This window comes from Chitinophaga filiformis (genome assembly GCF_023100805.1).
GTDB lineage: Bacteria > Bacteroidota > Bacteroidia > Chitinophagales > Chitinophagaceae > Chitinophaga > Chitinophaga filiformis_B.
Genome location: NZ_CP095855.1, coordinates 7792036 through 7817453, shown reverse-complemented (window position 1 = coordinate 7817453; position 25418 = coordinate 7792036). Strand labels below are relative to the sequence as shown.

At 47.1% G+C, this 25418-nt stretch carries 20 protein-coding genes; 15 read left to right on the top strand and 5 right to left on the bottom strand.

Annotation, left to right across the window (positions count from 1 at the left end):
* Positions 1 to 4 precede the first annotated feature (4 nt).
* The 6 genes from MYF79_RS30535 to MYF79_RS30510 all read left to right on the top strand — a co-directional run bounded on the left by MYF79_RS30535 (position 5) and on the right by MYF79_RS30510 (position 5979).
* A complete protein-coding gene (locus MYF79_RS30535; RefSeq protein WP_247811619.1) occupies positions 5 to 970 on the top strand; it encodes a DUF4835 family protein in 966 nt (321 codons plus the stop codon).
* 29 nt (positions 971 to 999) lie between these two features.
* Entirely contained in the window at positions 1000 to 1542 is a 543-nt protein-coding gene (locus tag MYF79_RS30530; protein WP_247811618.1) for a DUF4296 domain-containing protein, read from the top strand.
* Between the two features lie 30 nt (positions 1543 to 1572).
* Complete coding sequence (locus MYF79_RS30525; RefSeq protein WP_247811617.1) at positions 1573 to 2268, top strand: CoA transferase subunit A; 696 nt, start codon at positions 1573 to 1575, stop codon at positions 2266 to 2268.
* Between the two features lie 38 nt (positions 2269 to 2306).
* Entirely contained in the window at positions 2307 to 2966 is a 660-nt protein-coding gene (locus tag MYF79_RS30520) for a 3-oxoacid CoA-transferase subunit B (protein WP_247811616.1), read from the top strand.
* Positions 2967 to 3685: 719 nt separating this feature from the next.
* On the top strand, positions 3686 to 4531 hold the full coding sequence (locus MYF79_RS30515) for an aminotransferase class IV (RefSeq protein WP_247811615.1): 846 nt from the start codon (positions 3686 to 3688) through the stop codon (positions 4529 to 4531).
* A 170-nt stretch (positions 4532 to 4701) separates the two neighbouring features.
* Complete coding sequence (locus MYF79_RS30510; RefSeq protein WP_247811614.1) at positions 4702 to 5979, top strand: cryptochrome/photolyase family protein; 1278 nt, start codon at positions 4702 to 4704, stop codon at positions 5977 to 5979.
* A 105-nt stretch (positions 5980 to 6084) separates the two neighbouring features.
* Here MYF79_RS30510 and MYF79_RS30505 read toward each other — a convergent pair whose 3' ends face one another.
* Both MYF79_RS30505 and mqnB read right to left on the bottom strand, forming a co-directional pair.
* Complete coding sequence (locus MYF79_RS30505; protein ID WP_247811613.1) at positions 6085 to 6870, bottom strand: 1,4-dihydroxy-6-naphthoate synthase; 786 nt, start codon at positions 6868 to 6870, stop codon at positions 6085 to 6087.
* The gene (mqnB, locus tag MYF79_RS30500; RefSeq protein WP_247811612.1) at positions 6861 to 7511 is read right to left on the bottom strand and encodes a futalosine hydrolase; all 651 of its coding nucleotides are present in this window, start codon (positions 7509 to 7511) and stop codon (positions 6861 to 6863) included. Before mqnB ends, MYF79_RS30505 begins: the two co-directional genes overlap by 10 nt.
* An 86-nt stretch (positions 7512 to 7597) precedes the next feature.
* Here mqnB and MYF79_RS30495 point away from each other — a divergent pair, with 86 nt between their 5' ends.
* Both MYF79_RS30495 and folE read left to right on the top strand, forming a co-directional pair.
* On the top strand, positions 7598 to 8011 hold the full coding sequence (locus MYF79_RS30495; protein ID WP_247811611.1) for a 6-pyruvoyl trahydropterin synthase family protein: 414 nt from the start codon (positions 7598 to 7600) through the stop codon (positions 8009 to 8011).
* A gap of 67 nt (positions 8012 to 8078) precedes the next feature.
* Positions 8079 to 8666, top strand: coding sequence for a GTP cyclohydrolase I FolE (folE, locus tag MYF79_RS30490; protein WP_199653270.1), 588 nt, complete (start codon positions 8079 to 8081; stop codon positions 8664 to 8666).
* Positions 8667 to 8844: 178 nt separating this feature from the next.
* Here the strand turns inward: folE and MYF79_RS30485 are convergent, their stop codons facing one another.
* Positions 8845 to 9279, bottom strand: coding sequence for a hypothetical protein (locus tag MYF79_RS30485; RefSeq protein ID WP_247811610.1), 435 nt, complete (start codon positions 9277 to 9279; stop codon positions 8845 to 8847).
* Positions 9280 to 9504: 225 nt separating this feature from the next.
* Between MYF79_RS30485 and fabD the strand changes: the two genes are divergently transcribed.
* Positions 9505 to 10398, top strand: a complete 894-nt coding sequence (gene fabD / locus MYF79_RS30480) for an ACP S-malonyltransferase (protein ID WP_247811609.1) — start codon at positions 9505 to 9507, stop codon at positions 10396 to 10398.
* 68 nt (positions 10399 to 10466) lie between these two features.
* Here the strand turns inward: fabD and MYF79_RS30475 are convergent, their stop codons facing one another.
* Complete coding sequence (locus tag MYF79_RS30475) at positions 10467 to 10931, bottom strand: GNAT family N-acetyltransferase (protein WP_247811608.1); 465 nt, start codon at positions 10929 to 10931, stop codon at positions 10467 to 10469.
* A gap of 86 nt (positions 10932 to 11017) precedes the next feature.
* Here MYF79_RS30475 and MYF79_RS30470 point away from each other — a divergent pair, with 86 nt between their 5' ends.
* From MYF79_RS30470 to MYF79_RS30455, 4 genes are all read left to right on the top strand, one after another.
* On the top strand, positions 11018 to 11512 hold the full coding sequence (locus MYF79_RS30470) for a DinB family protein (protein ID WP_247811607.1): 495 nt from the start codon (positions 11018 to 11020) through the stop codon (positions 11510 to 11512).
* Between the two features lie 46 nt (positions 11513 to 11558).
* Positions 11559 to 12254 carry an NUDIX hydrolase gene (locus MYF79_RS30465; protein ID WP_199653264.1) on the top strand — a complete coding sequence of 232 codons (696 nt, stop codon included), beginning with the start codon at positions 11559 to 11561 and terminating at the stop codon, positions 12252 to 12254.
* A gap of 92 nt (positions 12255 to 12346) precedes the next feature.
* On the top strand, positions 12347 to 14293 hold the full coding sequence (locus MYF79_RS30460) for a tetratricopeptide repeat-containing sensor histidine kinase (RefSeq protein ID WP_247811606.1): 1947 nt from the start codon (positions 12347 to 12349) through the stop codon (positions 14291 to 14293).
* The gene (locus MYF79_RS30455; RefSeq protein ID WP_247811605.1) at positions 14290 to 16164 is read left to right on the top strand and encodes a sensor histidine kinase; all 1875 of its coding nucleotides are present in this window, start codon (positions 14290 to 14292) and stop codon (positions 16162 to 16164) included. The genes MYF79_RS30460 and MYF79_RS30455 overlap by 4 nt, the downstream gene beginning before the upstream one ends.
* Before the next feature lie 125 nt (positions 16165 to 16289).
* Here the strand turns inward: MYF79_RS30455 and MYF79_RS30450 are convergent, their stop codons facing one another.
* Entirely contained in the window at positions 16290 to 17288 is a 999-nt protein-coding gene (locus MYF79_RS30450; RefSeq protein ID WP_247811604.1) for a beta-ketoacyl-ACP synthase III, read from the bottom strand.
* A gap of 137 nt (positions 17289 to 17425) precedes the next feature.
* Here MYF79_RS30450 and ruvA point away from each other — a divergent pair, with 137 nt between their 5' ends.
* Both ruvA and sprA read left to right on the top strand, forming a co-directional pair.
* A complete protein-coding gene (ruvA, locus tag MYF79_RS30445) occupies positions 17426 to 18013 on the top strand; it encodes a Holliday junction branch migration protein RuvA (RefSeq protein ID WP_199653260.1) in 588 nt (195 codons plus the stop codon).
* 39 nt (positions 18014 to 18052) lie between these two features.
* Positions 18053 to 25294 (top strand): cell surface protein SprA, encoded by a 7242-nt coding sequence (gene sprA, locus MYF79_RS30440; protein ID WP_247811603.1) that lies wholly within the window; start codon positions 18053 to 18055, stop codon positions 25292 to 25294.
* Positions 25295 to 25418: the final 124 nt, after the last annotated feature.

The following is a 25418-nucleotide window of genomic DNA, read 5'->3' as shown; positions in this document are numbered from 1 at the left end:
CACAATGGCTAATAACGCTCACTTATGGTATGCAAAACACAGAACCTGGTGTTTTGCACTCATCATGTCAATAGCAGGAACTTTGCTGGCGCTGATGCCCGCGCAGGCACAGGAACTCCGTGCAAATGTTACCGTCACTACCGGCAGGCTGGTAAATAACAATACCAGCAGGAAGGTATTTACTACCCTGCAGAATTCTATCAGGGAATTCCTGAATGGCCGCAGGTGGACGGACGAAGCGTATACGCCGGCAGAACGGATAGAGTGCAATTTCCTGGTCAATATCACAGAAGACCTGGGCAACAATACCTTCAAGGCTACCCTGACCATACAGGCCACCCGGCCGGTATATAATGCTGGATACCTGACCAGCCTCCTGAACACACAGGATCAGAATGTGGTGTTCCGTTATGTGGAGTTCCAGCCCCTGGAATTCAGTGATAACCGTGTAGTGGGAAATGACCCGCTGGCATCCAACCTCACAGCTATCCTCGCATACTATACTTACATTATTCTCGGACTGGACGCAGATTCTTTTGCGGCCAGGGGAGGAGACGATTATTATAAAAGAGCGCTGAACATAGTGACCAATGCGCCCGACGGTAAAGACATTTCCGGATGGAAACCTTTTGAAGGTAACCGTAACCGCTACTGGCTGCAGGATAATCTGCTGAATGTGAAATTCGCCCGTTTTCATGATGTGATGTATCAATACCACCGGCAGGGGCTTGATATGATGTATGAGGACATGAATAAGGGTCGTAATGCGGTGATGAATTGCCTGAATATGTTGTATGCCATCTACCAGGATATACCCAATTCTATGCTGATGGCCACGTTCTTTACCGCCAAAGCGGATGAGTTGCAGAAGATCTTTGCAAAATCACCCCCGCAGGAAAAATCCCGTGCGGCACAATTACTTGCCATAATGGACGTCACCAATGCTGCGAAATATCAGCAGATGAAATAGCTTTGCATTCTGAAGAAGGAAAATCATTTATGTATAGAATAATAGCAGTTTGCCTGGTGCTGTTGATAACGGCGTGCGGGGAGGCGGATAAGGTACCGAAAGACGTTCTGCCAAAGGAAAAAATGCGCGACGTGTTACTGGACATGAACCTGGCGGATGTATATAGCAGCACTTCGGATGATGACCAGCCCAACGTGATCGTCAGTGACTCCGTGCGCAAGCAAAGGCTGAAGGTGTATTACCGCCAGGTGCTGGACCTGCATAAACTGACCCCTGAAGCGTTCAGACATAGCTATGCCTATTATGAGTCGCACCCCAACAAGTTCAAAGAAGTATACGATATGATGTTCGCATCTGTCACCAGCGATAAAAACATGCTGGATCTGAACCTGAAACGGCATGAGTATGTTACAAACCGCCGTTCGCTTTTGCCGGTTAATAATAATAGCCTAATTTCAGGTGAACAGGATACATTAATTCCATTTGTTAAGAAAAATAAGAGAGGCATCAATTTCGACCATCTGCCACCAAAGCATGATCCCATGCCCAAACTGGCTAAGCCGGGGAACTGAGGCCATCCTCTTTAAAAACATCACCAAAACATGAACAAAGTTGTAGCTAATGCTGATGAGGCATTGCATGACATCCGTGACGGCGCAACCTTAATGCTGGGCGGATTTGGTTTGTGCGGCATCCCCGAAAACAGTATTGCCGCCTTAGTGCGTAAGGGCATTCAACAGTTAACCTGTATTTCAAATAATGCCGGCGTGGACGATTTTGGCCTCGGATTACTACTGAAAACGCGGCAGATCAAAAAAATGCTTTCGTCTTATGTAGGAGAGAACGCTGAATTTGAACGTCAGCTGCTCTCCGGCGAACTGGAGGTAGAACTGATCCCCCAGGGTACCCTGGCTACCCGCATCCAGATGGCAGGTATGGGCATTCCCGCTTTTTTCACCCCTGCCGGTTATGGTACGGAGATCGCCGCCGGAAAGGAGTCGCGCGAGTTCAATGGTAAGCAATACCTGATGGAGCTGGCCCTGCATGCAGATTTTTCTATCGTTAAAGCCTGGAAAGGAGATACGATGGGTAATCTCGTTTTCCGTAAAACCACCCGCAATTTCAGTACTTCCATGGCTAAAGCAGGCAATATCACGATCGCCGAAGTAGAGCACCTGGTGCAGCCAGGAGAACTTGATCCTGACCAGATCCATGTACCGGGTATTTATGTACACCGTATCTTCCAGGGAAGTAATTATGAAAAACGCATAGAGCGGAAAACCATAAAAATGGGTTGACCCTCACAGCTTAAGCAACCTCAAATCCGAAAATCGTTATGTCTTTAGATAAATACGGCATTGCCAAAAGAATAGCACAGGAACTGCGCGATGGTATGTATGTGAACCTGGGTATCGGTATACCAACCCTGGTGGCCAACTTTATACCGCCAGGCATCTCTATCATGTTACAGTCTGAAAATGGCCTGCTGGGTATGGGGCCTTATCCTGAAGAGCAGGAGATGGACGCAGACCTGATCAACGCAGGTAAAGAAACCGTCACCGTACTGCCAGGAGGCGCTTTTTTCGACTCTGCTGAGAGCTTTGGCATGATCAGGGCAGGAAAGGTGGATCTTACCGTATTGGGCGCAATGGAAGTGTCTGATGCAGGAGATATCGCCAACTGGAAAATACCCGGTAAAATGGTAAAAGGAATGGGTGGTGCGATGGACCTGGTAGCATCCGCGAAAAATATTATCGTGGCCATGATGCATACGAATCCAAAAGGAGAAAGCAAATTACTACCAACGTGTACCTTACCGCTGACAGGGGTATCCTGTGTGAGGAAAGTGGTAACTGAACTGGCAGTGATGGATATTACTCCCGAAGGTTTCCGCTTACTTGAAAGAGCTCCCGGTGTGAGTGTGGAAGAGATCGTTGCGAAGACCGCAGGACGACTGATAGTCAGCGGAGATATACCAGAAATGAAACTGAATTAAATCTGAATCAGGAATTGACATACCACAATAGTACTTCGTGTCAAATGCTCAATTCCTAATTTTTTATTTTTTCATAAGTATTATCCCTCATATTTGCAATACCCTTAACTTGCTATTGTATAATAAAACAAAATCAGCATCTTTGCTGTGTCAATTACTGATAGCAATTACGCAACAGTAATGTATGTGAACAGCATTCGAAATCAGATCCGATAAGAGAAGAAATATTCCCGGAGGGGAGAACCAAAACTTAAATCGTACAATGTCAGGAACATTGTGAAATTTGTCGTGAACGTCAGAGAATCAAGCAATACACTATGAAAGTGAGACCACGTATGTATCTATCCTGAACGGAAAAGAATACTGAATGATTACAGGTACCGAATGGTATATGGTGGAATTTAATTCCTGTCATGTGATTGTTCGAAGTGTCCTATTTATCTTATACTTTTTTTTGAATTATGAAAGAATACTGTGTCACACTTAACGGATAGCAAGCCAGTACAAGGTTTGTATATAATATCGCGTGAATGTTTCCGTATTATCAGCAATTTCCAATACTGGGTTGTCAGTCATTACAGGTGTCCATCTCTGCTTAAGCCGGGAAGAACCCCTGTCCTATGTGAAAAAAGACGGTTATCCGGCATCAGGCCGGGTAACCGCTACCCATTTTTACCCCATTAATTTTCCGTAACTTAACAGTCCAATTAAATGCTAAAGTGTTCGAAGTGCAATCGGGGTCTTTATGTTATAATGGTAAGTTTATTGCGGCGTCCGAACCTATATTAACGGCCGATAACCGTTCCTTCCGTTATGGAGATGGTTGTTTTGAAACCATGCGGGTGTACCAGGGACGGATCTTATTGGCTGACCTGCACTTTGAACGGCTCATGTCCAGCATGAACCTCCTTCATTTTGATGTTCCCCAGCATTTTACAAAATCATATTTTACCAGGCTTGTAACAGACCTCTGCAGCAGGAACGGTCATGACCGGCTCGCCAGGGTAAGAATGACTTTCTTCAGGTCCGACGGAGGCTTATATGACCCTGTCAATAACCTGCCGAATTTTATTATACAGAGCTGGGAACTCGGCCGGCAGACGCTGGAGTTAAATGAGACCGGGCTGAAACTGGATATCTTCCCCGATGTAAGAAAACCAAGCGACAAATACTCCTATATCAAATCGAACAATTGCCTGCCATATGTTATGGCTGCCATGTACGCAAAGCAACACCGCATTAATGAAGCAGTGTTGCTGAACCCCTGTGGCAGAGTGGCAGATACTACCATTGCCAATCTTTTTATTGTGCATGGCCGGCAGATTATCACACCTCCTTTATCGGAAGGAGGGGTATGTGGAGTGATGCGTAAGAACCTGCTGCGTATGGAGCTGCCGTTCACCGTTACTGAGAAACCTATAACAGTGGCTGATCTTGAGACGGCAGATGAAATATTTCTGACTAATGCTGTTACCGGTATCCGCTGGGTAGGCTCCTTCCGCGATAGTAGTTATGGAAATGCCACTGCAGTTATTCTACATGAGCTGATCCACGAAGGATTATAGATAAAAAATATACGATTACCTATTTAGTAATATATACTGAACCTGCATGACAGTGGCATATTTTTAGCGGAACTTTCTTTGTCTTATCTGGTTTATCTTGTACCTGAGATTGTTTATTTGAGAATGCAAAACTAACCACTCTTATGCCTCCGACTATAAACTTATGCTGGTTGCGACGTGACCTACGTCTGCTTGACCACGCAGCTTTATACTACGCATTAAAGTCAACAAATCCTGTTGTCCCTGTCTTTGTGTTTGACACAAACATCCTCAATGATCTTGAAGACAAGCATGACAGACGTGTCACGTTTATTCACGATACATTGAATGACCTGCAGGTAAAGCTTAGTAAACTGGGGAGTACGCTGGATATTTACTACGGTACTCCGCAACAGGCATTTGAATACTGGACTACGCAGTATCATGTGCAGGAAGTGTTCACCAACATTGACTATGAGCCGTATGCAGTAAAGCGGGACGCAGATATTGCGAAGCGGCTGAAGGAAAAGGGTATCGGCTTTCATCAGTATAAAGACCATGTTATCTTTGACCGGGATGAAGTTTTAAAAGATAACGGCGAGCCATACACGATATTTACACCTTATAGTAAAAAATGGAAAACACTACTGAATGAAAATTCTTTACAAGCATATCCTACAGAAAACTACTTCAGAAATTTCTTTAAACAGAAAACCATAAAAGTGCCCAGCCTGCGTGCTATCGGATTCCTTGCCGGCGACAGGGGATTCCCCTCTATGAGAGTAAAGGACAGCGTGATTATGAATTATGATAAAACGCGCGATCTGCCGGGCATTGAAGGTACTACACATATTGGACTACATCTGCGTTTTGGAACGATGAGCATTCGCGAAATAGCGGACCGCGCCAATCGCCTGAACGAGACATTTCTGGGTGAACTGATATGGCGTGATTTCTTTCAGATGATCTTGTGGCATTTTCCACATGTGGTGGAATATTCCTTCCGTCGTGAATATGATAACATACAATGGCGGAATAACGAAAAAGAATTTCAGCAATGGTGCGACGGACAAACCGGTTATCCTATTGTAGATGCAGGTATGCGTGAACTGAATACAACAGGTTTTATGCATAACCGCGTACGTATGATCACGGCGAGCTTTCTTACAAAACACCTGTTGATAGACTGGCGCTGGGGAGAGGCATATTTTGCCAAGAAATTGCTCGATTATGATCTGGCCGCAAACAATGGTAACTGGCAGTGGGCGGCAGGTTGTGGCTGTGATGCAGCGCCTTATTTCAGGGTGTTCAATCCAACGCTGCAAACACAACGTTTTGATCCTTCTTTTGAATACATCAGAAAATGGGTGCCTGAATTTGAGGAACTGACTTATGTAAAGCCGATGGTAGTGCATGAACAGGCGCGCAAAAGAGTACTTGAAGTGTATAAAGCCGCATTAGCTTCTTAGGTCATCGTAATAAAAGAAGCGCGGGTGAGATACAGCCGTTAAGACATAAACAGCCCACAGATATTCATTGTCTGTGGGCTGTTTTTATTTATATACCATCAATGTTTATGCATATACAGACATCAGCCTGTCGACCGCTGCTTTACCCGCTTCGCCGAGACCAAGACTGAAATCATTTACATACAGGTCAATATGCTGGCGCATCACAGTTTCATCCATTTCCTGCGCATGATCTGTTACATAGGATGACAGGGCCGGATAGTGTTTGTAGGAGTATTGCAGGCTGTCGTGTATTAGCTGATCTACCTGTTGTTTGATGTGATCAGGAATATCTTTGCGGATAAAGATGCCGCCTAAAGGAATAGGGCTGCCGGTAGTATTTTCCCAGTATTCACCCAGATCAATAATTTTCACAAGACCTTTCTGCTGATAGGTGAACCTGTTCTCATGGATGATCACACCCGCATCTACTCTGCCGTCCAGTACGGCGTTTTCGATATCAGAGAATATCAGTACTTCTTTCTGTTTAGCTTCGGGAAACGCAATAGAGAAGAGTAAATTAGCTGTGGTGTTTTCCCCGGGGATAGCGATCTTACAATCTTTGATCTTTTCCTGCGGGATATCTTTTTTTGAAATGAGTAGCGGTCCGCAGCCCCTGCCAAGTGCGCTGCCGCTGTTGAGCAGTTCATACTTGTCTTTCACTTTCTGGTATACGCCGAAACTCAGTTTGGTAACGGCCAGTTTGCCCTGCATGGCCCACTTGTTCAGTGTTTCAACATCTTCAAGCTGTGTATTGAAGGTGAGGCCATTTGTATCGATCTTGTTATTCACCATCGCATCAAAAATGAATGTATCATTTGGGCATGGTGAAAATCCTAATGTTAGTTCCATCGTTCAAAATATTTAATCAATGCATCATTCAATTCTTTAATAGCCAGCTGGATCTTCCATTTGCTTTTATCTCTCACCTCCACGTAGTTGGAGATACTGCGCAATTGCAAAAAGGGAATATTTTCCAGCAGGCAGGCATAATGGAAAGCCGCGCCTTCCATACTTTCTACTTCCGGATTGTACTTGTCGACCAACAGCTGACGGGTACGCTCACTACCACTGACGGTATTGATAGTTACACCGGAAGCGGTTGGCAGCGCCGGCAGGTGAGGAACGTCTTTCAGCGGATTGATAAGTTGCCTGTTGGTGAAGGGAGGCTGATCCGGCTGCCATAACTGTATATCAAACAAGTCTTTATACGCCTGATCGTCCTCAACGCCCAGGTCGCCCAATTGTTCTTTATCGATCATCACTACTTTTCCCATTTCCCAGGAATGATCAAAACAACCGGCAATACCGGCCTGAATGGCAAAATCCGGTCGAGATGTGGCAAACTGCCTGCCCAACTGGTAGGCGGTGTGCATCATGCCGATGCCCCCGATCAGGGTGGTTACCTGGCAATTCCGGTAATTATTCCCGGCCAGATGGTCCATAAAAGGCTGGATTTCAAAGGTAGTAGCTGCGGTAACCAATATTTTCATGATGCAAAGGTAGGCGCTTTTGGTTTTTGTGTAACGATCGGTTCTGATCGAATTATTGTATTTTTGCGGAAAATATAGAGTAAATAATGATCTATTTAACGCGTGTGGAGAACTTCAATGCGGCGCATAAGTTGTCCAATCCCGCTTGGAGTAAGGAAAAGAACGAGGAAGTGTTTGGTAAATGTGCTAACGAAAACTGGCACGGTCATAATTACGAATTACACGTCACTGTGAAGGGAACGCCGGATCCGGAAACCGGATTTGTATTTAATGCCAAGACACTCGGCGTACTTATCAAGGATTATATCGTGGAAAAGGTAGACCACAGGAATCTGAATGTGGATGTTGATTTCATGGCCGGTAAATTTACTTCTGCTGAAAATCTCGCTATAGGTATCTGGGACCAGCTGACACCTCACCTGCCTGCCGGAGTGGAGTTACATTGTATTAAGCTGTATGAAACGCCTCGTATCTATGTAGAATACTTTGGCGCCAAATGAGCCACGAGGTATCCCATACCAAGGAAATTCAGGAATTGCCGATTATTAGACTAAGTTAATTATAGTAATGGCTTACAATAAGATAGAAACGTATGATGAAAAGACAACGAATGAGCTGATTCATCATTACAAGAGCAGTATCGAATTATTAGGAGAAGACGTTGAAAGGGAAGGATTACTGAAGACGCCGGAACGTGTGGCCAAGGCAATGCAATTCCTCACTGAAGGTTACCAGATGGATGCGAAGGCTATCCTGGAAGGAGCTAAGTTTACTGAGGCATATAGTGAGATGGTGATCGTAAAGGATATTGAATTGTATTCCCTGTGCGAGCACCATATGTTACCATTCTTCGGGAAGGCGCATATTGCCTATATTCCTAATGGATATATTACGGGTCTGAGCAAACTTGCCCGTGTCGTGGATGTGTTTGCCCGCAGGCTTCAGGTGCAGGAACGGATGACCCACCAGATCCTGGATGCTATCCAGGAAACGCTGCAGCCACTGGGTGTAGGAGTGGTGATAGAAGCGCAGCACCTGTGTATGATGATGCGTGGTGTGCAGAAGCAAAACTCAGTAACAACAACTTCCGCCTTTTCAGGACAGTTTGAAGATGGCAGGACGAGGAATGAGTTTATGCGTTTGATTACGAGATAAGTTAAAAAGGAAATATGTGCCGTCTGGCCCTTGGTCAGGCGGTTTTTTATTGGAGCACAGCTACATCCCCATCAGGGCTGAAATGCCGCACATGGCAATGTCTATTTTGCCACCTCAGTAAATTGTTGATTTTTAATATATTATACCCTTATCTGTGAAGGAGTTCATTTTATTCATTTCACCTCAACACATTCACTGCTATATCATACACCTGCTGACAATACGCACTATCCTCAATTACGGCAGGCAACACCAGTGTATAACTCCAGGTATCCCTTAAGATCAGCACCGATGTATAAGGGTCGATCGCCTCTTCCACATCATCTTCTATCTTCGTCGTGATCTCAACATTATATTCCAGCCTGTGAACTCTTTTGGCGAGGATTACAAAGCAGCCTTCTCCCCGCTCATGCACCGCATATCCGTTTTCCCTGTATTCCTGGTATGCTTTCTTGTCTTTTGCCAATACATACTCATATACCTCATCCTCCACTACCTCCACTTCCTCTGCAATGAGGTGGGCGTCCTGTGCTTTGAGCGCGTCAATAAATGCCGGGAAGAATTCGCTGAATTCTTTATTCGAAATTATGGTGTAATCATTTCCTGTTATCATTGCAGTATGTATTTAATCCCTGTTAAGAATTATCTGTGTTTTACTGAACGGATCGAAATGCTACATGGAGATAAGGCTCATGCAATTTAAAACAACCACGGTATAATACCGCCTTTTTTAGGTGGGATTTTGATATATCATAAAGAGTATGAATATTTGCAATCCAGTTACCAAGATATATGTGGAAATATTAATGCATGTGTCAGGTAGCGTAAACCAAATCAGATGAAACACGCTTACGTTTTTCCAGGACAGGGTTCTCAGTTCCCGGGTATGGGCAAGAATCTGTATGATAGCAATCCTAAAGCAAAAGAGCTTTTCGAGAAAGCCAACGAAATATTGGGCTTCCGTATATCAGACATCATGTTTTCCGGTACTGAGGAAGACCTGAAACAGACTAAAGTGACACAGCCTGCAGTGTTCCTGCACAGTGTGATCGCTTTCCTGTGCGCAGAGCCTGCCGCGAAACCAGACATGGTAGCCGGGCATTCCCTGGGTGAGTTTTCTGCGCTGGTAGCCAATGGTGCACTGACCTTCGAAGATGCATTACGCCTGGTATTCATACGCGCTACGGCAATGCAGAAGGCCTGCGAGCTGCAGCCATCTACAATGGCGGCTGTATTGGCGCTGGATGATGCGAAAGTAGAAGAGATCTGTGCTGCTGTAAGCGCAGAAACAGGTGAGGTAGTGGTACCTGCCAATTTCAATTGCCCTGGTCAGCTGGTAATTTCCGGTTCCATCAAGGGTATTGACGTAGCCTGTGAGAGAATGAAAGCGGCTGGTGCTAAAAGAGCCCTGGTACTGCCTGTAGGTGGTGCATTCCATTCCCCGCTGATGGCGCCTGCCAAAGAAGAACTGAAGGCGGCTATTGAAACAACAACTTTCAGCACACCATCCTGCCCGGTATATCAGAACGTGGTGGCGAAAGCTGTCAGCAGTCCGGCTGAGATCAAACAAAACCTGATCGATCAGCTGACAGGCGCTGTACGCTGGACACAGTCCGTACAGGCTATGGTTGCCGATGGCGCAACTACATTTACAGAAGTCGGCCCTGGCAAAGTATTGCAGGGACTGATCGTGAAGATACAGAAAGATGCCGTGGTGAACGGCATCAGCTAATATGAAGAGAGGCTGCTCAAAGTATGAAGTAGCCTCTCTTTATTTGTATACCTGATGGGATCAGGTCATTAAAAGTCAATGCTGGCATTCCACCACTCCGGGTCAAAATTGGCATTTAGTTTCTTATAGAAGTTGATAGCAGGTTCATTCCATTCCAATACCTGCCAGTTCATGCCTTTCAGCTTCTTTTCCCGTACCTCTTCGAATAATCTTTCAAACAACATATGGCCTATACGCCTCCCTCTGAAGCTTTCGGTCACGACCAGGTCTTCCAGGTATAATCTGCATCCTTTCCAGGTAGAATACCGGATATAATAAAGCGCAAAACCAACAATCGTTTCTTTCCCCTCTGTGGTATGGACAGCCGCAAACGCTTTCCAGACCGGATTCTCACCGAATCCTGCATCCTCAAACTCCTGCAGTGTTACGGTTACTGCCTCAGGGGCTTTTTCATATTCAGCCAACTCCTGTATCAGCTCCATTATTCTCGGACAATCTTCTTTTCGTACGTCCCTAATAGTAATTTTTTCCATGTTCCTTCAGGATTATTTACCTGCACTTGCTGGCAGGTGCCATAATTTTTGGTATTTTGGTGAAGATAGTAACTAAAATTATATCCATGAAGGATATCCTGCTCAGCTATGCAGCTTATAACCTTTGGGCTAACAATAGGATAGCGGATGTATTGAAAAAGTTGCCGGATACACAGCTGGACCAGGAAACAGGTAGCAGCTTCGGAAGTTTACGCAAGACGGCATACCATATGTGGGACGTGGAAAGCTTGTGGTACCAGCGTTTACACCTGGTTGAACAGGCCGTCAGGCCCTCTATCGGTTTTGAAGGCACGTTTGTGGAAGCCTGCGCCCGCTGGCAGCAACAGTCGCAGTTGCTGGCCGACTGGGTAAGACAGGTGCCGCCTGTCAGGCTACAGCACGTGGTGGCTTATTACGATACCCGGAAACAATATTGTAAATCAACCGTTATAGAAATACTGATGCAGGTATTTAATCATGCAACGTTTCATCGCGGTCAGCTGGTAACTATGTTACGGCAGGCCGGTATTACTAAAATTCCCGTTACTGATTACAGCGAGTTCGCAAGAAGCAGAAAATAGTAGCATCTTTGCAGCTGGTCAGCACAAGGCAGACAACAATATTTCAATGAGTGCACAGTCATTTTATGCTAATGTACCGCAACACCTGGTAGCAGTAGATTGTATTATTTTTGGGTTCGAAAACAGTAAACTGAAGTTGCTCATCATGCAGCGGAAAGTAGATCCCATGCAGGGCGAATGGTCTTTGATGGGTGGTTTTCTCCAGAAAGATGAGAGTGTGGACGAAGCTGCCGCGCGGGTATTGAAGCAAACTACGGGACTTGAAAACATTTACATGGAGCAACTGGCCTGCTATGGAGACGTAGGCCGTGACTCTGGCGCCAGGGTAATATCCATGGCGTATTATGCCCTGATCCGTATCAGGGAACATGAACATAATCCCACACAGCAATACAGCGCACATTGGCTGGAACTCCATCAGATCCCTAACCTCATCTTCGACCACCGCCAGATGATAGCTGACGCGCTGAAGAAATTGAGAGATAATGCTCATTTTCACCCTATTGGTTTTGAGCTCCTGCCCGAAAAATTTACCCTTTCCCAGTTACGCAGCCTCTATGAGGAGATTTTCCAGCATGAGCTGGACAAACGTAACTTCCGTAAGAAGATACTGTCCATGAACATATTGGAGAAACTCGATGAAAAGGATAAAACAACCTCCAAGAAAGGAGCGCACCTGTACCGGTTCGATAAACAGAAATATGAAGAATTAAAAAGGAGGGGCCTCGTGTTCGAGATATAGCAGTATCTTGTAGGGGAAAAGAGGCGAAATCACTACACTACATCTGTTTATTATTGTGCATATTCCGTAATAAGAACGTACTCATCTACCTCATGATAGTCATTTCCGGGAGCTTTGTCCGGCAGGGAGCAGCATTTGCCCAGAAAGGAGTTATCTCCCGGCTGCAGTCTACCGCAGCCCTGACTACAGACAGCACCCGGTATGTAGATCTGATGAACCAGCTGGCCAGCCAGTTCCAGCACCGTCAGCTGGATACCTGTTTCCTGTATCTCTGTAAAGCCCGGGAAGTGGCCCAGCGGCTGGGGTATGAAAGAGGAGAGGCGGCTGCCTACCGTGGCCTCGGAAGCTATTATGCCTATCGCGACAACAGCTATCTTTCTTTCCGCTTTTATATTGACGCCCTGAACCTGTATAAGGAATTGGGAGACAGTGCCGGCATCTGCCAGACATGTATGCACCTGGGGGTGTATTACCAGTTCGAAAAGCAGTATGACGAAGCAGGGGAGTACATGAAACGGGCCCTGGACATCAGTAAGGGCCTGAAAAATGACAGTATCCTCATGACGCTGAGGGCCAATTATTATTTTATTTATCTCAGTAACCTCCGGGCCGGCCGAAGCAGTGACTTCGTGGACAGGAAAAGGGCTAACCGGGCATTGGCAATAGCCCGCCAGATGGGGGCCAGGGCAGGCGATGAACGCTTGCTGTTATATACCGGCATGCTGCAGGCCCAGGAGCTGATCTATGGTAAAAGCGACGAGGCAGAAGGAGTGGCCAGGCTTATTGCCCTGGTGGGGGAAGCGCAAAGGAAAGGGTATGTATATCATGCCATGTATGGCTCTTCCCACCTGGCTTCCTATAAAGCCCGCAATCACCTGGCCGACTCGCTGATCTTTCAGCGGCAGATGGTAAGGCTGGCGTTGGAAGGAGGGTTCCGGGAACTGGCTTTGCCGGTGGTGGCAAAACTCTACGCCTGGTACGATAATCACAATAAAAGCGATTCCGCCAGCCTCTATGGCTCCATTATGCTCGATATAATGGAAAAGGAAGAACAAAGTAAAACGCAGGGAGAGCTGGATTACATTGACTATTACATGCAGGAGAAAAAGCTGCGCGCATTGCAGTTACAACATGACTACCAGCAGCAGCTATTAGACAAAAAAGGCATGGAAAGCCGCAGCAGATACGTGGTTATTATCTTTCTGACCGTATTGCTGGTATTGACAGTATTGTTGCTGATAGATGTAAACCGTTCCCACCGGCGCTCCCGGCGGAATGCGGTCCAGCTGAGAGAGAAGAACCGTGAAATCAGCGAAAAGAATGCACTGCTGCGCACCAATGACGATTTTAAAAATAAACTGATCTCCCTCATCGCACATGACTTCCGTGTACCGCTGAATCATATCATAGACATCACCAATCTCCTGAAGGACGAATCGCTGGAGTATGATCAGGCAACATCCCTGTTCCGGAAGCTGGAGACCAAATCTGTGCATACCCTGCATGTTTTTGACAGCATTCTGCGCTGGATCAGGTCACAACTGAGCGGTTTCGTGTATACCCCCGCGGTTTGCCGGCCAGCCGTCATGATCAGGGAGGCATTGGAGATCCTGAAGGATAATTGTACGGAGAAAGCCTTACATATACACCTCGACATTCCGGACCAGCTGCAATTGCTGGCCGACAGGGAAATGCTGCAGTTCGTACACCGGAACCTCTTGCATAACGCTGTGAAGTTCAGTCCGGTACAAGGTGCCCTTCACGTCGCAGCTATGGTGGAGGGCGATATGGTCACTATTTCCTTCAGCGATGAAGGAAGAGGGATAGACCCCGGTATGTTGCAGCACCTGTTCGAATACCGCAACAGGGAAAAGGACAGAGGCAGGACAAACGGAGGCGCAGGACTGGCACTGATCATCTGCAAAGACTTTATGGACAAAATGGGGGGCACTATTCAGGCAATTAATAACCCCGGGAACGGTAGTACGTTCTCTTATACTTTGCCCCTTGCAAAAGATGGCATAATCCAGGAACAGTGAAAAGAACGCGGATATATACTATACTCCTGATGTTTGCCGGTCTGATGGCCGGAAGGGCGTCTTTTGCCCAGGATAATGTGATCCGTCAGTTAAGGACTGACCTCTTACGGCAGCCGGATAGTACCCTCTATACCGATATATTGAACCAGCTGGGTATGCAATTTCACCTGAGTAACACAGACAGTTGCTTCTGGTATGGGGTAAAAGCCCGGGATATAGCTACCCGCCGTGGCGACAAAAGAGGACTGGCCGGCGCCCTGAATAACCTCAGTATTTTCTATGCGCTGAAAGCCAATACCAAACAGGCTATTGAATATGGCTTTAAATCCCTGTTATACTATCGCGAACTGGAAGACCAGCCTAACATCTGCCAGCTACTGATGAATCTCAGTGTATTGCATGACATGGATGGTATGAAGCCGGAATCCAACCAGTACCTCTACCAGGCAATGGAGCTGGGAAAAACACTGGCGCAGGATTCTATTTACAGCCTGGTACTGATCAACTATGCGCTCCGTTTTGAACAGGACAGTACCCGCCGGGATTCTGTGAAATGGGCATTAGGCAGATCAAAGGAGATCATCCGCAAGTACCCCGGCAGCAGAGATATCTACTACATTCAGGCACTGGAAGCCGACGAATGGATGCAGGAGGGGGAAGGTGCCCGCGCAGTACAGAAGATCAACGAACTGGCAGATAAAGCATTGAAAGAAGGTCTGGTAGTGGTGGCGATCGACATGCTGGATCATATTGACACATATAGGCAGAACGGTTATCCTGCCGATGCCATACCCGCTAAGGAGAGGGCTTTCGCCATTGGTAGCCGGTCAGGGTACCTGAATATGATGTTGCCGACCATTGCCAGCCTGTACAGGTATTATGCCAACAGCAATAACGAAGCGAAAAAGGCCTACTATGGCAGGGCGCTGTGGGAACTGGTGAGAAAGCGGCTGGAAATGAAGTCCCGCAATTATATGAACTACCTGGATTATTTCCTGAAAGAGCAGGAGCTGAATGAATGGGAATTAAGCAACAGGGTACAGGAACAGAAGATCAACAAAGCCAATATGAAGCGGAAAAGCCGCCAGCAGCTGATCGGCTTTATGATAGGTGTGCTGCTGCTAATGGGCGGCTTTACTTATGCCCGTTACCGGTCTTATAAGGGATTACGCCGGCAGGAACGCCTGCTGCGGGAAATGAACGACGCTATTTCTGAAAAGAACCAGCAGCTGAATATCCATGACGATTTTAAGAATAAGCTGATCGCCATCCTGGCGAGGGATTTCCGGGAGCCATTGAATGACATTATCCGGGTGTCGGCCATGTTCCGGAATAAGGATATGGACCAGGCATCCATGCAGCTGATCATTGATGAAGCCGTTGTTTCTTCCAGGAAAACACTGGTTATTTTTGAAAATATCCTGCGCTGGATAAAATCCCAGTTGTCAGGTTTTGTATACAATCCTGCCCCCTGCGACCTGTTACTGCTTTTTGAGCAGGCCATGCATTATACGGATCAGCAGCGGATAAGACTGGATATTCCCTCAGGGCTATACCTGGCGGGCGATCAGGAGATGTTGCTGTTCATTAACCGTAGCCTGCTGCATTGTGCAGTAATGCTGTCGGAAGGAGAAGGGCCGATAGTGGTACACGCTATGCAGGAGGAACTGGTACGGGTGGATATCACATTTACCGTTAAAGCATTTACCCCGCAAATGGCAGCTCATTTATTTGAATACAGGAGAGGAGATGATATGTCTGTAACGCTGGTGATCTGTAAGGACTTTATGGATAAAATGGGAGGCCATATCAGTGCAGAGGTACAGGGAGTGCAACTGAGGCTGGGGTATAGTTTGCCTTCTTTCAATTAGGTCAGGAATTAAGCCCTGAGTTGCCTGTTGACCGGCGTTATTCTTATAACGCTTACCGTTGCAACCATGTGGCCCGTCAGTAATTATTCGCAGCAGTGCTCAATTCCTAATTCCTGACCGTTTAATTATTTTGGATCGTATGCCCACTTCACGTAGCTGGCGCCCCAGGTAAATCCACCGCCAAAGGCAGCCAGTACCAGGTTGTCACCTTTCTTCAGTTGCTTTTCGTAATCCCAGAGGCAAAGTGGCAAGGTACCCGCGGTAGTGTTACCATATCGCTGAATGTTCATCATTATTTTTTCTTCCGGCAGGCCCATACGGGAAGCTGTAGCGTCAATGATACGCTTGTTGGCCTGGTGAGGTACCAGCCATGCTACATCATCGGCGGTAAGGTTGTTACGCTTCATGACGTCATGCGCCGCCTCAGCCATATTGGCTACCGCATATTTAAACACCATTTTGCCTTCCTGGTATACATAGTGCTCCCTGTTGGTCACACTCTCAATGCTGGCAGGCTGTGCAGAACCGCCGGCTTTCATGTGCAGGTATTCACGGCCATGACCATCACTTTTCAGAATGCTGTCGATCAGGCCCAGTCCTTCTGTATTAGGTTCCAGTAATACGCCTGCGCCACCGTCGCCGAAAATGATACAGGTAGTACGGTCAGTATAGTCAATGATAGAGCTCATTTTATCAGCCCCGATCACCATTACTTTCTTATAGCGTCCGCTTTCAATGAAGCGTGCACCCGTGTCCAGCGCATACAGGAAACCAGAACAGGCGGCACTGATATCAAAGCCGAAGGCGTTTTTGGCACCTATTTTATCAGTTACGATGTTGGCGGTTGCCGGGAACACCATGTCCGGTGTAACGGTGGCCACGATCAGCAGGTCGATCTCTTCCGGGCTGATCCCTCTTTTACGGCATATTTCCTGTGCTACCGGTACACATAACTCAGAGGTCCCCTTACGCTCTCCCTTCAGTATCCTTCTTTCCTTGATCCCCGTACGGGTGATGATCCATTCGTCTGTTGTATCTACCAGTGTTTCCAGTTCTTTATTAGTGAGCACGTAGTCAGGTACATAACCACCTACCGCTGTAATAGCGGCCGTTATTTTGTTCATATTAATAAAATAGATGTTTTAAACGAGGCGTAAAAATACATAAGAATTTGTAAATGTAAGTATAAGGTTACTTACTGCCCTGTTCTTGCTAAATTTTTACTAGGTTTGCCGAACATTAGAAACATTTATCTTCCTGTATGATTGCTTACCTCAACGGAAAACTGTCCTATAAATCCCCTGCTCTGGTACATATTGATGTTCAAGGGGTTGGATACGAAGTGCAGATCAGTCTCAATACCTATTCCCGCATACAGGGACTGGAAAATTGCAAATTGCTGACGTATCTGCATATAAAGGAGGATGCACATACACTTTATGGCTTTTTTGACCAGGCGGAACGTCATATGTTCCTCCTGCTGATAGGCGTCTCAGGTATAGGCGCCAATACTGCCCGGATGATGCTGTCTTCCCTTCAACCTGAAGATATTCAACGGGCTATCGCGATGGAGAACGAAAAAATGCTTGAAAGTATAAAAGGGATCGGCGCTAAAACGGCAAAACGGGTAATTCTGGAGCTTAAAGACAAAATCAGTAAACAGAAGGATGCCGGTCACCAAATATCTGTAACACCAAACAATACAATTCAGGAAGACGCGTTAAATGCATTAGTCACTTTAGGAATAGCCAGAAATGTGGCAGAACAGGCAATTAATAAAGTGCTAAAAGCTGAACCACTATTGCAAGACCTCGAAGGGCTTATTAAAAAGTCGCTGAAAGGTCTATAAATTATTTATTACCCTGACCTCTATAAAAACCTATTTCTCTTGTCAAGAAAGACATATTATGGTGCTATTGCAGTAATAGGAGTTGTTTCTTTATTTATTTTTGATACTGCGGCAAGGAATCGTTCGGGTTATACTAACAACTATACTAAGAAATACTGGCAACCAAACATCGTCACACCAGCAGCAGCAGATACCGTTAAAAAGGATACGCTGAAGTTTCCGATAAAAGACCGTTACGGTACCAGTATTACAGATCCTGTCAAGAATCAGATAGATTTAAAAGATCCTGCAGGTTTATCCCGTACTGTTGATTATGATCCCGTCACCAGGCAATATACAGTAACAGAAAAGATTGGCGACCACTACTACCGCAATCCAACCTATCTCAGCTTTGATGAATATTATAAACTCCAGTCTGCTAAGAGTGAGGAGGACTACTGGAAAAAAAGGGCCAGTACACTCGGATCGCTGAACCAGAAGGGGGACGGACCCGAATTGTATAAAGGCAGCAAACTGTTTGACAGGATATTCGGTGGTAATAAAGTGGATATCAAGCCCCAGGGTAGCCTTGAACTCACTTTTGGCTATGAAGGCCAGAATATTAAGAACCCCGTGCTCACAGAACAGGCCCGTAAAACGGGAGGTTTCGCTTTTGATATGAATATCAATATGAACCTGACAGGTAAGATAGGGGACAAGCTGAAACTGATCACCAATTTCAATACACAGTCTACTTTCGACTTTGAAAACCAGATCAAACTGGAATATACCGGTTATGACGATGAGATCATCAAGAAGATCGAGGCCGGTAACGTGAGCTTCCCCCTGCGCAGCTCGCTGATATCCGGGGTACAGTCCCTGTTCGGTATCAAGACCCAGCTGCAGTTCGGCCGCCTGACGGTGACATCTGTACTGTCCAACCAGAAATCACAGAAGCAGAATATGCTGATCAAGGGCGGTACCCAGGTGCAGGATTTCACCCTGAAGGCAGATGAATATGAAGACAACCGCCACTTCCTGCTTGGTCAGTTCTTCCGCGATACATTCAACAACGCTGTAGCCAACCTGCCCATCATCCAGTCGCTGGCATATGTGAACAGAATAGAGGTATGGGTGACCAATAAAACAGGCGCTACCACCAATGCAAGGGATATCGTCGGTCTGATGGACCTCGGTGAATACAATCCCTATAACCAGGCATTCCTGATACCAGGTACTGCCAAACTCACTGACAACAGGGCCAATACCCTCTACTCCCAGGTGATTTCCGACCCGATGAGCCGTTATACGGGAACGGTCGTCAACCGCTTGCGAAGTCTCAACCTCGAACCCGTCCAGCAATACGAAAAGACTTTCGCCCGTAAACTGGACTCAACGGAATATACCCTCAACAGGCAGTTAGGCTTCATCTCGCTCAATCAGCAATTGCAGGCGGATGAAGTTTTGGCCGTTGCATACCAGTATACTTATAACGGCCGCGTGTACACAGTGGGTGAATTCTCACAGGATATTCCGCCAGATCAGAACAATAGCGCCAACCAGCGTATCCTGTTCCTGAAATTGCTGAAAGCTACCTCCGCGCGGCCCAACCTGCCCATCTGGGACCTGATGATGAAGAACATCTATTCTACAGGCGCCTACCAGATCAACAGGGCTGACTTTAAACTGGATGTTTACTATAAAGACCCCGGTACAGAGAGCCGTGCACCGAGCGATAAGCGTTACCTGCCCGATGCCCAGGGTATATGGGAAGGAGCTCCGCTCATTACCATCCTGAACCTCGACAGGCTGAATAACCAGAATGACCCGCAGCCGGATGGTGTGTTTGACTACGTGGAAGGGTATACCATCAACTCGCAGACGGGACGTATTATGTTCCCGCAACTGGAGCCCTTCGCGGCGGGTATCAAAAAAGCCTTCGGTGGCAATGCCGCCCTGGAACGCCAGTACCTGTACAAGGTACTGTACGACTCCATTAAGGTGGTGGCGCAGCAATTCCCGCAATTGAACCGTTATGTGCTGAAAGGATCCTATAAATCTGCCAACTCGTCCGAGATCCAGCTGGGTGGTTACAATATCCCACCGGGATCGGTAACCGTAACTGCCGGCGGTCAGCAACTGCGTGAGAATGTAGACTTCATTATTGACTATAACCTGGGCCGTATCAAGATCATCAACGCTGGTATCCTGAACTCGGGTGTGGCCATCAATGTACAGTTTGAAAATAATGCCGCCTTTGGCACCCAGGTGAGGAACTACTTCGGTACCCGCCTGGATTATGTGGTGAACGACAACCTGACCCTGGGATCTACCATCGCCAGGATGAGTGAACGCCCTTATTACCAGAAGGTGAACTACGGCGAAGACCCTATCAAGAATACTGTGGTGGGCTTTGACGTGAACTACAACTCACAGTGGAAAGGGCTGACCCGTTTCCTGAACAAACTGCCTAATTACCAGAGCAATACGCCTTCCAATATCATGTTCACCGGCGAGGTGGCCAAGTTATTCCCAGGCCACAGCAAACTGGTAAACGCGGCAGGTACCGGCCAGGGACAGGTCTTCATCGATGATTTCGAAGGGTCCCAGAGTGGTTATGACCTGAAGTTCCCGGCAACTGCCTGGGCACTGGCTTCTACGCCAAAAGACGCAGTTGACAGCGCGGGGCACGCACTGTTCCCGAATGCAGACAAGCCGAATGATCTTGCCTATGGTCATGACAGGGCAAGGCTGGCATGGTATATTATTGAGCCTACTCTGCAGATCCCCAAATCGCCGGCATTGCCCGAGGGTATCAGTACTGAAGATCAATCCGACCCGCGGGTGCGCCTGGTATATCAGAAAGAGGTATTTGCCAACCGTTCCACCGACTTTGGTCAGAGCCAGTTAAGCACGCTTGACCTGGCCTATTATCCAACGGAAAGAGGTCCGTACAACTTCATTACCAACAGGGATAGTGTTGATGCCAATGGTCACCTGAAACATCCTGAAAAGGCATGGGGTGGTATCATGCGCGCTATCGACAACAGTGACTTCCAGACACAGAACGTTGAGTTTATCGAATTCTGGATCCAGGATCCTTTCATTAAGAATCCGAACAGCAACGGTGGTCAATTGTACTTCAACCTCGGTAACGTATCTGAAGATATCCTGAAAGATTCCCGTAAGTTCTTCGAGAACGGATTACCTAACCCGACCACAGACCTGAATAAAACAGATTCTTCCATCTGGGGCCGTATTCCGAAATTCCAGCAGCAGATCACCCAGGCGTTTGACAATGACCCGGATATCCGCCGTTACCAGGATGTGGGGTACGATGGTTTGCAGAGTACCGATGAGGCTACGTTCCATAAAACATATCTTGATGAGCTGGCGAGAAATTTCGGACCAGGTTCCAAGATTTATAATGACGCGAAAGGGGATCCATCCAACGATGACTACAGGCACTACAGGAGCTATGACCGTGCCGATATCCTGCAACGTTACAAGCGATACAGCAATCCGGAAGGTAACTCCCCGGTTTCACAGAATACGACCTATTCCTCCGCAGCTACCAATATTCCGGAATCGGAAGACCTGAACAGGGATAATACGCTGAATGAAACAGAGGAATACTTCCAGTACCGTGTGAACCTGCGTCCTAACATGGCGGTGGGTACCAACTATATCGTGGATAAGATAGCGGCGGAAGTAACACTGGCCAATGGTAATAAGACAATCGAAAACTGGTACCAGTTCAAGGTGCCGATCAGCAGTTTCGGCGCAAAAATAGGCAGCATTCCCGACTTCAAATCCATCCGTTTCATGCGTATGTTCCTGACGGGATTCACGGATTCTGTAGTTGTACGTTTCGCCAAACTGCAGCTGGTACGTAACCAATGGCGGCAGTATGACTATAAATTGCAACCGGGCGATCCTGTTCCGAACGATGGAACAACTACTTTCAATACTTCCGCTGTAAATATCGAAGAAAACTCCTCCCGCAAGCCTATTCCTTATACGCTGCCTCCGGGAGTGGTGCGTCAGAATACCGTGAGCACCAACAGTACCGTGTTGCAGCTGAACGAACAGGCCATGTCTATCCAGGTGTGCAAACTGGAAGATGGAGATACCCGCGGGGTGTCAAAGAACCTGAATATGGACCTGCGTCAGTACAAACATATCCAGATGTACCTGCACGCAGAAGCTTCCAACGATCCCAACGGTCTGAAAGATGGTGACCTGCGCGCCATCATCCGTATGGGTAGCGATTTTGTGGAAAACTACTACGAATACCAGATACCACTGAAAGTTACCAGCTGGGGAGGCTCTCATACAGCTTATGATATCTGGCCGGAAGTAAACGATATGGACCTGCTGATGAGTAAACTGACCCAGTTGAAACAACAGCGTAACCAGTGTAGCACCTGCTCTCCTTTAACTCCATATACCATTCAGGATGAAAAAGGCAACTACATGAGCGTGATGGGTAATCCGAACCTGGGTGATGTAAGAAGCATCATGCTGGGTGTGACCAACCCTAAGGATGATGGTCTGCCCAAATGCGGTGAAGTATGGTTCAATGAATTGCGCCTGTCCGGTCTCGATGAAAAAGGCGGTTATGCAGGTATGGGCCGTGTAGATATGCAACTGGCAGACCTGGGTACCGTTAGCGTGTCGGGTAACATGCACACTACAGGTTTTGGTAACCTTGACCAGCGTGTGAATGAACGTTTCCGCGACAACTACCTCCAATATGATGCGGCTGCCAACCTGGACCTGGGCAAACTGCTGCCGAAGAGAGCCAGCCTGTCCATTCCCGTCTATGCCGGATATTCGAGGGCGGTGAGCAGACCGGAATACGATCCGTACGACCTGGATATCAAACTGAAGGATAAGTTAAGAATGGCCCGCAGTGATTATGAACGCGATTCCATCCGTAAGGCTGCAGAAGACTTTACCGCTATCAAGAGCCTCAACTTCACCAACGTGCGTCGTATGAACCTGAACAGGAAGAAGAACCACCTCTGGGATATTGAGAACTTCGACATCAGTTATTCCTTTACACAAACCACCAGCCATAGCCCGATCATTCAGAGCGATGAACTGACAAAACACCGTGGTGGCCTGGGGTACACCTTCACCGGTCAGAGTAAGTTCATTACGCCGTTCAAGAAATTGTTCAAGACGAAAACACCATGGCTGGACCTGGTTCGCGACTTTAACTTTAACTATATACCATCACTCATCAGTTTCAGGGTAGACATCACCCGCCAGTTCGGAGCCACACGTATCCGCAACGTTGGAGGGGACGATACTTATAAATTGCCTGAGACCTATAACAAGTACTTCACTTTCGACAGGTATTATGGTCTGAAGTGGGATCTGTCGAAGAGCCTCAGCATCGACTTCAATGCGGTGAACAACGCCCGTATTGATGAACCGAGAGGCCGCCTGGATAGCAAGGAAAAGAAAGACAGCGTATGGAACAATTTCTTCAAACTGGGCAGAACCACGAATTACTATCATACCGCTAACATCACTTATACACTGCCAACAGCCAAGATACCTTTACTGAGCTGGACGAACGTATCGCTGGGCTATTCCACTGATTACCGCTGGACGGGCGCTTCCCTGCTGGCAAAGTACCTGGGTAACGCTATTGAGAATTCTAACCAGAAGACGATGATAGCGGAATTCAAGTTCTCAGAGCTCTATAGTAAATCTGCCTTCCTGCGGGCCATAACGGGTACGCAACAGAAGAAGAAGCCGCAACCAAACAATAACAACAGGCCGGGCATGGCTGGCAATCAGAATAAGCAGCAGCCAGCGAAAAAGGATAATACACCAGAAATATCGCCTATCCTGAAAGCAGTTATGAAACCATTACTGTCACTGAAACGTATCAGTGTAGATTATTCTGAGAATGGCGGTACCCGCTTACCGGGTTATATAGACAGTACCAAGCTGCTCGGTATGAACTGGGCCAGCTGGGCGCCGGGTGTGCCGTTCGTGTTTGGTAAACAACCCGATAAGGCATGGCTGGACAATTTTGCCAAGAAAGGCCTTATCACACCCGATACTACTTTCAACATCCAGTTCCAGCAGCAATTCACACAGCGCTGGCAGATACAGGCACAGCTGGAACCAGTAAATGACCTCCGGATCGATCTGAGTATGACCAAGTCATTTACCAAGACGCATACGGAATTGTTCAAGAACCTGTCTGATTCCGGCTTCCAGCATTTGAGCCCTTACGATGCGGGTGGATTTGAGATCACCTACATGGCCATCAAAACCATGTTTGGAGGTATTGATGCCGAATCCGGCACCACCAAAACCTTCAAGGATTTTGAGCGTTATCGTCAGGCCATCTCCAATCGCCTTGGTGCATTGAACCCTTATAACAGCGATCCCGGTGTGCCTACCAACAACCCGAAAGATCCGACCTACCGCTATGGTTATGGCCGTTACGCACAGGATGTACTGGTACCGGCATTCCTGGCTGCGTATACAGGCAAGGACCCTGAGAAGATCGGCCTGCTGAAGAACGCTGGTTTATCGAATGTGCGCAGCAATCCTTTCAGCAATTATGTACCACGTCCAAACTGGCGTGTGGCTTACAACGGATTAACCAAACTGGAACCATTCAAGTCGCTCTTTACCAACGTATCGCTCACACATGCGTACGTGGGTACCCTGGCCATGAGCTCATACAACTCCGCATTGTTGTATGAAGATCCACGTCTGGCCGGTTATCCTGGATTCGTGGATACTGTTTCCGGCAACTATATTCCGTACTTCCTGATACCAAACATCACCATGACCGAGCAGTTCGCACCATTGCTGGGTATTGATGTGACCTTCACCAACAGCCTGAACCTGCGGGTGGAATTCAAGAAGAACCGTTCACTCAGTCTTAGCCTGATCGATTACCAGCTGACAGAGCTGCGTTCTACAGAACTCACCCTGGGAGGTAGTTACCGTCTGCGTAACGTGAAGTTCGCATTCCTTGGACAACCACAGGATGGCAAGAAGGTGCAAAATGATATGAACTTCAGGCTGGATATGAGCTTCCGTGACGACAAGACGGTGAACAACAGGCTGGATGCTGACCTGGTGATACCGACAAGCGGACAGAAAGTGATCGGTATATCGCCGTCTATTGACTACGTGTTGAACAACCGCCTGAACCTGCGTTTCTTCTATGACCGCAGGCAGACCATACCGGTTATTTCAACTGCTTATCCGATCACCAGTACCAGAGGTGGTTTAACACTGAGATTTATGCTGGCGCAATAACAGCATTTTCAATATCTTTTTTCGCAGAGGGGTGTCTCGAACAGGGGCACCCCTCTCTGTTTGTACACCTTCTACGCCGGGCAGTTGACGATATCCGTCGATGTAATAATAGCAGGATTACTTT